Raw genomic sequence first — 11816 nt, 5'->3', positions numbered from 1 at the left:
ATTACTCCTGCTCTGGATCGCGTAAGTAATATCCCACACCACGTCTTGTTACAATTAAAGTTGGATGACTTGGATTATCTTCAATTTTTTCACGTAAACGACGCACTGTTACATCTACTGTCCGCACATCACCAAAATAATCATAACCCCAAACGGTTTGTAATAAATGTTCACGCGTCATAACTTGTCCTAAATGCTTCGCTAAATAATGAAGTAATTCAAATTCGCGATGTGTTAACTCAATATTTTCTTCACGCTTTGTTACACTATATGCATTAGGGTTAATCACAATCGGACCAATAACCATCTCTGCATTTTCTTCTTTTTCAGCTGCGCCTCCTTGTTGATGACGACGTAGATTGGCCTTTACGCGTGCTAATAACTCACGTGTACTAAACGGCTTTGTTACATAGTCATCTGCCCCTAGTTCTAATCCAAGAACTTTATCAATTTCAGAGTCCTTTGCTGTTAGCATAATAATTGGCATTTCATGGTTTTTTCGTATTTCACGACAAACTTCTAAACCATCTTTTCCTGGTAACATAATATCTAATAAAACCATATCTGGTTGTTCTTCATTTGCCTTTTCAATGGCTTCATCACCATCATGAGCCATTACAATTTCAAAACCTTCTTTTTCTAAATTAAACTTTAAAATATCTGCAATTGGTTTTTCATCATCAACGACTAAAATTTTCTTTCCCATCATTTTAGTTTCCTCCTGAACGTTTAGTGCCTTCCTTACAGAAAAACCTCTAGCTTCAACTGCTAGAGGCTTCCCTTCATTCTATTTTAAAAGAACTAATCTCATTTGTAAAATTGTACAATATAAAAAGGATATTAAGCGGGCCCACTTAATATCCTTGGAAGTGGCTCGGGACGGAATCGAACCGCCGACACGAGGATTTTCAGTCCTCTGCTCTACCGACTGAGCTACCGAGCCAAAACATATATATAAAACCACTAATTGTGGTATTAAACAAAAGTGGCGGTCCCGACCGGGGTCGAACCGGCGATCTCCTGCGTGACAGGCAGGCATGTTAACCACTACACCACGGGACCAAAAAAATATAAAGAAGTGACCCGTACGGGATTCGAACCCGTGTTACCGCCGTGAAAGGGCGGTGTCTTAACCACTTGACCAACGGGCCACGAAAATAAAATGGTGAGCCATGAAGGACTCGAACCTTCGACCCTCTGATTAAAAGTCAGATGCTCTACCAACTGAGCTAATGGCTCATGTTCACCAATGTCATGTTTTCGTGACGACAGGATTTATAATATCATGAAATGTTTTCTTTTTGCAATACTTTTTTATGTTTTTTTATAAAAACATAAAAAAAGAACCCATATAACTTGGATTCTTTTTTAATATACCGTATTTTTAAGAAAAAAACAAGACTAGATACCGTATACGTTACGGACAATATTTGTTTGGCTACGGTCTGGACCAACAGAGAACATAGCTAATGAAATACCTGTTAATTGAGACACACGTTCTACATAACGTCTTGCATTTTCAGGAAGTTCAGCTAATGTTTTTACGCCCGTAATATCTTCTGTCCAACCTGGAAGCTCTTCGTATACTGGCTCACATTTTGCTAAAATATTTAAGTTTGCTGGAACTTCATCAATAATTTCGCCGTTATATTTGTATGCAATACAAATTTTTAGAGTCGGAATGCCTGTTAATACGTCGATAGAGTTTAAAGACAAATCTGTAAGACCACTAACGCGACGAGCATGTCTTACAACAACACTATCAAACCAACCTACACGGCGTGGACGTCCTGTTGTTGTACCATATTCGCGGCCAACTTCACGAATTTGATTACCGATTTCATCATGAAGCTCGGTTGGGAATGGACCGTCACCTACACGGCTTGTATATGCTTTACATACACCTACTACGCGTTTAATTTTAGAAGGTCCTACACCAGAACCGATTGTTACACCACCAGCAACTGGGTTAGAAGATGTAACGAATGGGTACGTACCTTGATCAATATCAAGCATAACACCTTGTGCACCTTCAAATAATACACGGCGTCCTTCATCTAATGCATCATTTAATACAACAGATGTATCACATACATAGTGTGCAATTTGTTGACCATATTCGAAATACTCTTCGAAAATTTCTTCTGCACTGAATCCTTCTGCATCATACATTTTTTCAAATAAACGATTTTTTTCCGCTAGGGTACGCTCAAGCTTTTCTTTAAATGCCTCACGATCTAAAAGGTCTGCCATACGAATACCTGTGCGAGCAGCCTTATCCATGTATGCAGGACCAATACCTTTTTTCGTTGTACCAATTTTATTATCACCTTTACGCTCTTCTTCTAACTCATCTTGCTTTAAGTGATAAGGTAAGATAACGTGTGCACGGTTACTAATACGTAAATTATCAGTGCTTACGCCACAATCATGCAAGTATTTTAATTCCTCAAGCAAAGCTTTTGGATCTACTACCATACCGTTTCCGATAACACAAACTTTTTCTTTATAGAAAATACCAGATGGAATTAAGTGTAATTTATATTTAACACCATTAAAAACAATTGTATGTCCCGCATTATTTCCGCCTTGATAGCGCGCAACTACTTCCGCATGTTCAGAAAGAAAATCAGTAATTTTACCTTTTCCTTCATCGCCCCACTGTGTTCCTACAACTACTACTGAAGACATTATTCAAGCACCTCCGAAATTTTCAAACGAACTTTTCAAACAATATAATTGTACCAAAATGCAAAGAGAAGTCAATTTAAAAACGAACATTTTTTTATCTTTTATCTTTTTCGTTCGTAAGAATTCTTCTTACTTATGTAAAGCATTATTTTTTACAAACAAAAAAGAAGCACATTTTATTATAAGAAATATGCCTCTTTTTTATACTCTCACTATGCTGGCGGTGCGTGCCCATCATCAAGGCGCCGTTCTAAGTTTACGAATTTGTTAAATTCCTTCACAAACGCCAGTTCAACTGAACCTACTGGACCATTACGCTGCTTAGCAATAATAATTTCAATTGTATTTTTATTTTCTGTTTCTCGGTCATAGTAATCTTCACGATATAAGAATGCTACTATATCAGCATCTTGCTCAATACTTCCTGATTCACGAATGTCCGACATCATCGGACGCTTATCTTGACGGGATTCTACACCACGAGAAAGCTGAGATAAAGCAATAACCGGAACCTCTAGTTCACGCGCAAGCCCTTTTAATGTACGAGAAATCTCCGATACTTCTTGCTGACGGTTTTCACCAGATTTCCCGCTACCTTGAATAAGCTGCAAATAATCAATCAGAATCATTCCAAGACCATGTTCTTGTTTTAAACGCCTGCACTTCGCTCGAATTTCACTAACGCGAATACCTGGCGTATCATCAATAAAAATACCTGCATTTGAGAGACTTCCCATTGCCATCGTTAATTTCGCCCAGTCGTCTGAAGTTAAAGTTCCTGTACGAAGACGTTGTGCATCAATATTCCCTTCTGCACAAAGCATACGCATAACAAGCTGGTCGGACCCCATCTCTAAACTAAAAATTGCAACGTTTTCGTCCGTTTTTGTCGCAACGTTTTGAGCAATATTTAAAGAAAATGCTGTTTTCCCTACAGATGGACGCGCCGCTACAATAATTAAATCATTGCGCTGGAAACCCGCTGTCATACGATCTAACTCGGTAAAACCGGTTGGGATTCCTGTAATTTCACCTTTTTGATTATGCAGTAACTCAATTTTATCGTAAGCTGCCACAAGAACATCTTTAATATTTTGAAAACCTTTTGTATTCGTACGCTGAGATACTTCTAATATTTTTTTCTCGGCTTCATTTAATAGACTCTCGACATCATCTTCTCGTTCATAACCATCCGACACAATATGCGTTGCTGTCCGAATAAGCCGGCGCAAAATCGATTTTTCTGCGATAATACGTGCATAATATTCTACATTGGCAGCCGTCGGTACAGCTTCCGCTAGTTCAGCTAAGTAAGAAACACCGCCAATTTCTTCTAACAAATTTTGATTAGCAAGTGCTGCTGTTGCGGTAACTAAATCAATAGGCTCTCCTTTATCAGAAAGATCGAGCATCATTTGATAAATTTTTTGATGTGCCGTTCGATAGAAGTCTTCTGGCATTAGCATTTCCGAAGCTGATGTTAATGCTTCTTGATCGAGAAAAATAGCTCCTAATACGGCTTGTTCAGCCTCAATATTATGCGGAGGGGTACGATCAGCAAATACGTCACTCATACGCAAACCTCCTCTTCAATCGTTTGTTTATTGCTCAGTAACATGTACTTTTACTGTTGCTGTTACCTGTGGATGTAATTTTACAGTAACGTTCGTATATCCTAATGCACGAATTGCATCGTCCATTTCAAATTTACGTTTATCAAGTTTAATATTATGAGTTTTTTGTAAGCCATCTACAATTTGTTTACTTGTAATAGAACCGAATAAACGGCCACCTTCACCCGATTTTGCTTTTAATTCTACTGTTAACTTTTCTAGAGTTTCTTTTAATTCCTTGCACTTTTCAAGCTCTAATTCTGCATCTTTTTCTTCTTTACGCTTTTTCGCATCTAATGTTTTCACATTTGCATTTGTCGCTTCAGTTGCAAGTCCTTGTTTTAATAAAAAGTTATTTGCATAACCATCTGGTACGTTTTTTATTTCCCCCTTTTTCCCTTTACCTTTTACGTCTTTTAAAAAGATTACTTTCATGTTTGTGTTCCTCCCTCTAAATACTCATTTATAACAGATTGTAAGTTTGCTTCTGCTTCATCAATTGATATGTCTTGTATTTGCGTTGCAGCATTTGTTAAATGACCGCCTCCGCCTAAATTTTCCATAATAAGTTGTACATTTACTTCTCCTAAAGAGCGCCCACTAATTCCAATCACACTTTCACTGCGCTGTGCAATTACGAAAGAGGCAATTACTCCTGTCATTGTGAGCAATGTATCAGCTGATTGGGCAATTAATACTTGATCATAAAACCCATCACCATCTACCTTTGCAATCGCAATCCCATTTTTATAAATGTACGCATTTCGAATTGTTTTTGCAATTTGTAAATAATGGGCCATATCTTCTTTTAATAACTTTTGTACCAATATCGTATCTGCGCCATGAGAACGAAGATAGGAAGCCGCATCAAATGTACGCGCTCCAGTGCGGAATGTAAAACTCTTGGTATCCACAATAATACCTGCCAGTAAAGCTGTTGCCTCTAGCATATTCATTTTCAAACGCTTAGGCTGATATTCCAACAGCTCTGTTACAAGTTCTGCTGTAGATGATGCATATGGCTCCATATAAACAAGCAACGGATCTTCAATGAAGTCCTCACCGCGTCGATGATGATCAATTACAACAACATTTTCAATCTTATCAAGCAACTTTCTTTCCATAACCATAGATGGTTTATGCGTATCTACTACAACAAGAAGCGAATCATCATTCGCAAATTCAAGTGCCTGCTGCGGTGTAATAAAGCGCGACCACAATTCCTCGTGCTGCTTAACTTCGTCCATTAAACGCTTAATCCCTTTATCAGAATCATTTTCATCTAATACAATATATCCTTCGCGCTCATTTAGCTGTGCTACTTTTAAAATCCCGATTGCAGCTCCGATTGCATCCATATCCGGTGCCCGGTGTCCCATAATAATGATATTGCTACTTTCCAACACAAGATCTTTTAAAGCGTGAGAAATCACACGTGCACGTACACGAGTACGTTTTTCTACAGGATTCGTTTTCCCGCCATAAAACTTTACTTTGCCTGTTGCTTGTTTAATAGCCACTTGATCTCCACCACGGCCAAGCGCTAAGTCGAGACCAGATTGCGCCATAGCCCCAAGTTCTACTAGTGATAAATCACCAGAACCAACACCAATACTAAGAGTAAGAGGAATATTTCGTTTAGACGTTTCTTCACGCACTTGATCTAAAATATCAAATTTCCCTTTCTCCATCTGCGTTAAAACACTTTCATTTAACACAACAAAAAATCGTTCAGATGAAGCGCGCTTCAAATAAGCTCCATGCTTCACAGCCCATTCATTTAGTAAAGATGTAACGTGGCTTGTAATATTTGTACGCAATTGATCATCTAATCCTTGTGTTACTTCATCGTAATTGTCTAAATAGATAACAGCGAGTACTGTTCTTTGATCTTCATACATTTTCTCTATTTCTGTTTGTTCTGTCACATCAAAGAAATAGATTAATTTCTCTTCTTTCCTCGCAAACACACGAAATTTCCGATTGTTTAAAGATACGATATCATTAGCTGTTTCCCCTTTTGTAAATAAAAGTAGCGTTTCTGATAAATCATACAAGTGCCATCCAGCTAAAGAATGTTGTCCTAAACAAGAAGATAGATATGGATTTGCCCAGTCGATCCCATAATCCTTATTATATAGTAAAATTCCAATCGGCATTTGATTAAAAGCCTCATTACTTACCTTTTTTACCCTTGTAATCGTATCATTCGTATACTTTTCAACACTTCTTTGAAATGCAAGTTCAAATTTAATAACAAAAAATAAAACAATACAAAAAACAACAAAGGAAATCATCCCCGTCATCCAATGAAAATAAACAAGAATAGTAATGAGCAAAAATGCTAAAAACGCCAATACATAAACAGGATATAGAAACCGCTGTTTCTTATAAAATTCAGGCATATATACAACTCCTATAAAGTGAAACTTCCATCAGAGAGTTTTTTGTATCTCCACTGATAGTTAGTTGAACTAATCGGGCATATGCTAGCAGTTATCCTCTACAGATCTTCTTTGACTTCTCAATTTTTTGAAGTGAGAGTTCTACTGCCTATTCATAGCAGGATAAAAGCTTTGATTTCTATGTTCCGTTACAAAAGGCTTATAAAAAGTACTTTGTTTCAAATACTTATTTTACCTGTACTTTCAATCGTAACGAAAAGCCTAAATCAATTATACCTAAGATTGTCATAAGAGGAAACAAAACTGGAACAAAGAACCCTGCAACAAAGGTTAAGATTGGAACAGCTTTAGTATATCCTTTTGCATTTGTAAAAAAAGCAAGGAATGAAAACCCTTGAAACAACAGTAAAAAAGTAAAAATTGTTGATAAATTTAAGAACACCATTTCTACATATGACCCTGCTTCTATTTTTACAAAAGAAGCGAACAAAACAGTCATGACATACAGCCAAACAATGCTCTTAGGAATTTGCATATCACGGAATTTCGGCCAAGATATCGTCGTATACTTTAATCGTTTTAAAACACGATTAGCAATTAAAATAGTAATCCAAGAAGAGAATAGTGAAGCCATAGCAAGTACGGTTGGTAAAAGCATCCCAATTGTATTAACCGCTTTTTTCAATTCAGCTAGCTGCCCTTCATTTACAGATGCACCCGCCATTTTTATAAACTTCTCGCTTTGTTCCATTGATTGTTTGAACATATCTTGCATCTGCTTCACAATATCTATATTAAAAAACTGTACACTAACAATATACAGCAATACAAAACTCACAAGATATACAAGCGTTCCGACCAATAAAATTTCAATAACACTTTTTTTCTTTTTATACATGTGTCCTAATATAATTCCTGTTATTCCGAACATAAGTGTATTGGCAATACTAAGAGGCGAACTCACAATAAGTGTTACAAAAATTGCCGCTCCTAATAACATACAAGCACTACTTAACTGGTATCTAACTGAAAAAATAAGAAATGGCAACGGCAGTGCAAATATACATATACCCCCTAAAACAGGCATATACAGAGACACAAGAAGCAAAATGGCATATAAAGCAAGTAATACTGCTCCTTCTGTAATGAGCCGTGTACGCTTCATTCTTCACACCCTCTTTCTATAAAGTGAAACTTCTATCGTGGTTAACAAAAAGAAGAGAATAGCAAAATGCACAGTAGAGTGATACTCTACTGTGCATTTCATACGTTATTATTCACCAACATATGGTAAAAGTGCCATTTGACGAGCACGTTTAATTGCAACTGTTAATTTGCGTTGGTATTTTGCGCTAGTACCTGTTACACGACGTGGTAAAATTTTACCACGCTCAGAAACAAAGCGTTTTAATAAATCAACATCTTTATAGTCGATGCGAGTGATACCGTTAGATGTAAAGAAACACACTTTACGGCGTTTCGCACGTCCACCTTTGCGTCCTCCTGCCATGTTCATTTCCCTCCATTTCGTGTTAAAATGTTCCGTCTATGCCATTAGAAAGGTAAGTCATCGTCTGAAATATCAATTGGTTGACCTACATTTGCAAATGGATCGTCATTTTTAGTAAATCCAGCATTATTGCCATTGTTACTAGATTGACCAAACGGATTTTGAGAGCCTTGGTTTCCGAATCCGGCTCCCGATGGCTGCTGATTGAATGAACCGCGTTGCTCACCACCGCTATTACGCGGTTCTAAAAATTGTACGTTCTCCGCTAGAACTTCTGTTACATATACACGCTTACCATCTTGTCCATCGTAATTACGAGTTTGAAGACGTCCATCTACGCCTGCTAAGCTACCCTTTTTCAAGAAGTTTGCTACGTTCTCTGCTTGTTTACGCCATATTACACAGTTAATAAAGTCAGCTTCACGCTCACCTTGCTGATTCGTAAATGCGCGATTCACAGCTAACGTGAAAGTAGCTACCGCAACACCATTGGGCGTGTAACGTAAGTCAGGGTCCTTAGTTAAACGACCAACGAGTATAACACGATTCATCAATCGAACCACTCTCCCTATATATCTTAATGATTATTCTTCGTCTTTAACAACGATGTGACGAATGATATCTTCGCTGATCTTAGCTAAACGATCGAATTCTTTAACCGCTTCTGGGTTAGAATTTACGTTTAAGATCATGTAGAAACCGTCACGTAAGTCGTTGATTTCGTAAGCTAAACGACGCTTACCCCAATCTTTTGTGTTAATGATTTCTGCACCATTGTCAGTTAAAACGCCTGCAAAACGTTCAACTAAAGCTTTTTGAGCTTCTTCTTCCATGTTTGGACGAATGATGTACATGATTTCGTACTTTTTCATTACACTTTCACCTCCTTTTGGTCTAAACGGCCCACACGGGGCAAGGAGCAATTAATTTATAGTAATTACTCACGAGTTTAGATTATATCATAGTAAGTTGGAGTAAGCAACTCACGAAAGCATAAAAAAACTTGGCAAATCCAATGAATTTGCCAAGTTAAATACTTTATTTTTTTCCTAGGAAATAAAAATTATACATTAAAACGGAAGTGCACAACATCTCCGTCTTTCATAATGTACTCTTTTCCTTCTAAACGTACTTTTCCAGCTTCTTTAGCAGCTGTCATAGAGCCATTTCCTACTAAATCATCATAAGACACTGTTTCTGCACGAATAAATCCACGTTCAAAGTCCGTATGAATGATTCCAGCACATTGAGGTGCTTTCATTCCTGTTTTAAATGTCCAAGCACGTACTTCTTGCACACCCGCTGTGAAATAAGTAGCCAACCCTAATAAATCATAAGCTGCGCGAATTAATTGATCTAGGCCAGATTCTTCAATTCCTAGTTCTTCCAGGAAGACCCTCTTTTCTTCTTCATCTAACTCAGCAATTTCTGATTCGATTTTTGCGCAAACAACAATTACTTGAGAATTTTCTTTTGCAGCAAATTCTTTTACAATTTGTACATATTCGTTTCCAGATGGATCCATTACGTCATCTTCAGAAACGTTTGCTACATATAGCATTTCTTTTATTGTTAATAAGTGAAGACCTTTTACTACTTTCATTTGTTCTTCAGTAAATTCAACTGTACGAGCTGGTTGTCCTTCTTCAAATGCTTCTTTTAAGCGAACTAAGATTTCATGTTCAAATACAGCATCTTTATCTTTTTGTTTCGCTAGTTTTGTAACGCGTTCAAGACGCTTATCAACAGATTCTAAATCCGCTAAAATAAGCTCTAAATTAATTGTTTCAATATCTGCAATTGGATCTACTTTTCCTGCTACGTGCGTAATATTCTCATCTTCAAAACAACGAACTACTTGGCAAATTGCATCTACTTGACGAATGTGAGATAAGAATTTATTTCCTAATCCTTCACCTTTACTCGCACCTTTTACAATACCTGCGATATCTGTAAATTCAAAGACAGTTGGCACAGTTTTCTTCGGTTCTACAAGCTCAGTTAATTTATTTAAACGATGATCTGGAACTTCTACGATCCCAACGTTTGGATCTATTGTACAGAATGGGTAGTTCGCAGATTCCGCTCCCGCTTGTGTAATTGCATTAAATAGTGTTGACTTACCTACGTTCGGTAATCCAACGATACCAGCCGTTAATCCCATATAATCCACTCCTATGACTCAATCTTCCATCATTATAGATAGTAACGAATAAAATGACAAGCTTCATCCAAATTTATCAAATGAAACGAATAATCTTTTACAGACCATTTCTTGCCTTCTCTCTTCTGCAGATTTCTTACAACTTTGAAGTGAGAACCTTACTGCCCATTAATTGCTAAATAAAAAAACAGCAGCAACAACGCTACTGTTTCCTATTTCATCTACTCCTCATGTTTTACAAGTACTTTTTTCACCTTACGATCAAATTCTTTTCGAGGAATTAATACTGAATGGTTACACCCCTCGCACTTAATACGGATGTCCATTCCCATACGGATAATCTTCCAACGATTTTCGCCGCATGGATGAGCTTTCTTCATTTCCACTACGTCATGCAAGTTATATTGTTTTTGCTCCATTCTTTAAACTCCTCTCACTGCTAATTTACTTTTTCATTCATCAGCTCTTCACGGTTGTATAAAACCATACGCGGATATGGAATTTCAATCCCGTGTAAATCTAGACGACTTTTAATTTCTTTACGCAGCGCTCTCGCCACTGCAAAATGTTGCATCGGTTCTACTTCAGCTGTAACCCTCAACACAACCTCTGATGCTGCTAAGCTTTGCACACCTAATAATTGCGGGCGAGCAATCATTTGTTCATACCTTGTTGGTAATTCATCTAATAACTTTTCAAGGACTTGCTCTGCATGTTCAATATCGCTTTCATATGAAATCGATACATCTACAAAGGCAACGCTATTACTAACAGAGAAATTTGTTACTTCCTTAATACTTCCATTTGGAATAATGTGAATTTCTCCTGTCCATTTCTTCATTTTTGTTGTGCGTAAGCCAATTTCTTCGATAACTCCTTCAAATTGACCTAAGCGTACATAGTCTCCTACTGAAAATTGATCCTCTAATAAAATAAAGAATCCAGTGATAACGTCTTTGACTAAGTTTTGTGCACCAAAACCAACCGCCAAACCAACAACCCCTGCACCAGCTAATAATCCTTTTGTATCAATTCCAAATACCCCTAAAATCGCAATTATTACAATGAAAAAGATAACGTATGTTAGAATATTTTCTAACAACTTCGCTACTGTCATCGTTCGTCTTTCAGAAATTTGAATTGGTGATTTTGCCTTCATTTTGAAAGCATTACGGATAATCACTCTGCCAATTCGAATAACTACACTCGAAATAAATAAAATAAGTGTGATTTTCAGCAAACCAAGACCGATACTCTCCCATAACCCTGCATTTAACAATCCATTTGTAAAGTCTGTATATAAGTCGTGAAGTCCTTTCATCGCGACCTACCTTTCTATCTCATATTCATTATTTATTGTAACAGAATTTCTCCTATATTTTACGAAAAAAGTTCTTTCATACACTTTTATTTTCGCATTCCATGAGGTATAA

12 protein-coding genes and 4 tRNA genes are annotated in these 11816 nt (G+C 37.1%); all 16 read right to left on the bottom strand.

Annotation, left to right across the window (positions count from 1 at the left end):
• Nucleotide 1 precedes the first annotated feature (1 nt).
• Nucleotides 2–709: a cell wall metabolism DNA-binding response regulator WalR gene (walR, locus tag H280_RS0103290; RefSeq protein WP_020059683.1), complete on the bottom strand. Its 708-nt coding sequence runs from the start codon at nucleotides 707–709 to the stop codon at nucleotides 2–4.
• A 161-nt stretch (nucleotides 710–870) separates the two neighbouring features.
• Nucleotides 871–943: transfer RNA gene (locus tag H280_RS0103285), tRNA-Phe, on the bottom strand.
• Between the two features lie 43 nt (nucleotides 944–986).
• Nucleotides 987–1062: transfer RNA gene (locus tag H280_RS0103280), tRNA-Asp, on the bottom strand.
• Between the two features lie 17 nt (nucleotides 1063–1079).
• Nucleotides 1080–1151, bottom strand: a tRNA-Glu gene (locus H280_RS0103275).
• 12 nt (nucleotides 1152–1163) lie between these two features.
• Nucleotides 1164–1239: transfer RNA gene (locus tag H280_RS0103270), tRNA-Lys, on the bottom strand.
• A 162-nt stretch (nucleotides 1240–1401) separates the two neighbouring features.
• Nucleotides 1402–2691 carry an adenylosuccinate synthase gene (locus H280_RS0103265; protein ID WP_020059682.1) on the bottom strand — a complete coding sequence of 430 codons (1290 nt, stop codon included), beginning with the start codon at nucleotides 2689–2691 and terminating at the stop codon, nucleotides 1402–1404.
• A gap of 212 nt (nucleotides 2692–2903) precedes the next feature.
• A complete protein-coding gene (gene dnaB, locus H280_RS0103260; protein WP_020059681.1) occupies nucleotides 2904–4265 on the bottom strand; it encodes a replicative DNA helicase in 1362 nt (453 codons plus the stop codon).
• Between the two features lie 27 nt (nucleotides 4266–4292).
• Nucleotides 4293–4739: a 50S ribosomal protein L9 gene (rplI, locus tag H280_RS0103255; RefSeq protein WP_020059680.1), complete on the bottom strand. Its 447-nt coding sequence runs from the start codon at nucleotides 4737–4739 to the stop codon at nucleotides 4293–4295.
• Complete coding sequence (locus H280_RS0103250; protein ID WP_020059679.1) at nucleotides 4736–6709, bottom strand: DHH family phosphoesterase; 1974 nt, start codon at nucleotides 6707–6709, stop codon at nucleotides 4736–4738. The genes rplI and H280_RS0103250 overlap by 4 nt, the downstream gene beginning before the upstream one ends.
• A gap of 226 nt (nucleotides 6710–6935) precedes the next feature.
• Nucleotides 6936–7874, bottom strand: a complete 939-nt coding sequence (locus H280_RS0103245; protein ID WP_020059678.1) for a YybS family protein — start codon at nucleotides 7872–7874, stop codon at nucleotides 6936–6938.
• 108 nt (nucleotides 7875–7982) lie between these two features.
• On the bottom strand, nucleotides 7983–8219 hold the full coding sequence (rpsR, locus tag H280_RS0103240) for a 30S ribosomal protein S18 (RefSeq protein ID WP_020059677.1): 237 nt from the start codon (nucleotides 8217–8219) through the stop codon (nucleotides 7983–7985).
• A gap of 44 nt (nucleotides 8220–8263) precedes the next feature.
• Nucleotides 8264–8773 carry a single-stranded DNA-binding protein gene (gene ssb, locus H280_RS0103235; protein WP_020059676.1) on the bottom strand — a complete coding sequence of 170 codons (510 nt, stop codon included), beginning with the start codon at nucleotides 8771–8773 and terminating at the stop codon, nucleotides 8264–8266.
• 30 nt (nucleotides 8774–8803) lie between these two features.
• Nucleotides 8804–9091: a 30S ribosomal protein S6 gene (rpsF, locus tag H280_RS0103230; protein ID WP_020059675.1), complete on the bottom strand. Its 288-nt coding sequence runs from the start codon at nucleotides 9089–9091 to the stop codon at nucleotides 8804–8806.
• A 191-nt stretch (nucleotides 9092–9282) separates the two neighbouring features.
• Entirely contained in the window at nucleotides 9283–10383 is a 1101-nt protein-coding gene (ychF, locus tag H280_RS0103225) for a redox-regulated ATPase YchF (RefSeq protein ID WP_020059674.1), read from the bottom strand.
• 221 nt (nucleotides 10384–10604) lie between these two features.
• On the bottom strand, nucleotides 10605–10802 hold the full coding sequence (locus H280_RS0103220; RefSeq protein WP_020059673.1) for a DUF951 domain-containing protein: 198 nt from the start codon (nucleotides 10800–10802) through the stop codon (nucleotides 10605–10607).
• Between the two features lie 20 nt (nucleotides 10803–10822).
• The gene (locus H280_RS0103215) at nucleotides 10823–11704 is read right to left on the bottom strand and encodes a mechanosensitive ion channel family protein (RefSeq protein WP_020059672.1); all 882 of its coding nucleotides are present in this window, start codon (nucleotides 11702–11704) and stop codon (nucleotides 10823–10825) included.
• Nucleotides 11705–11816 lie beyond the last annotated feature (112 nt).

This window comes from Bacillus sp. 123MFChir2 (genome assembly GCF_000383235.1).
GTDB lineage: Bacteria > Bacillota > Bacilli > Bacillales > Bacillaceae_G > Bacillus_A.
Note: the sequence above shows the minus strand (reverse complement) of the source record. Positions and strands in the feature narration are given on the sequence as shown.

Bases quoted from the DNA above. Each gene is read 5' to 3' on its own strand.
- dnaB (WP_020059681.1), bottom strand. From the start codon at position 4,265: ATGAGTGACGTATTTGCTGATCGTACCCCTCCGCATAATATTGAGGCT.
- H280_RS0103215 (WP_020059672.1), bottom strand. From the start codon at position 11,704: ATGAAAGGACTTCACGACTTATATACAGACTTTACAAATGGATTGTTA.
- H280_RS0103220 (WP_020059673.1), bottom strand. From the start codon at position 10,802: ATGGAGCAAAAACAATATAACTTGCATGACGTAGTGGAAATGAAGAAA.
- walR (WP_020059683.1), bottom strand. From the start codon at position 709: ATGATGGGAAAGAAAATTTTAGTCGTTGATGATGAAAAACCAATTGCA.
- H280_RS0103265 (WP_020059682.1), bottom strand. From the start codon at position 2,691: ATGTCTTCAGTAGTAGTTGTAGGAACACAGTGGGGCGATGAAGGAAAA.
- H280_RS0103250 (WP_020059679.1), bottom strand. From the start codon at position 6,709: ATGCCTGAATTTTATAAGAAACAGCGGTTTCTATATCCTGTTTATGTA.
- rpsR (WP_020059677.1), bottom strand. From the start codon at position 8,219: ATGGCAGGAGGACGCAAAGGTGGACGTGCGAAACGCCGTAAAGTGTGT.
- ychF (WP_020059674.1), bottom strand. From the start codon at position 10,383: ATGGGATTAACGGCTGGTATCGTTGGATTACCGAACGTAGGTAAGTCA.
- H280_RS0103245 (WP_020059678.1), bottom strand. From the start codon at position 7,874: ATGAAGCGTACACGGCTCATTACAGAAGGAGCAGTATTACTTGCTTTA.
- rplI (WP_020059680.1), bottom strand. From the start codon at position 4,739: ATGAAAGTAATCTTTTTAAAAGACGTAAAAGGTAAAGGGAAAAAGGGG.
- rpsF (WP_020059675.1), bottom strand. From the start codon at position 9,091: ATGAAAAAGTACGAAATCATGTACATCATTCGTCCAAACATGGAAGAA.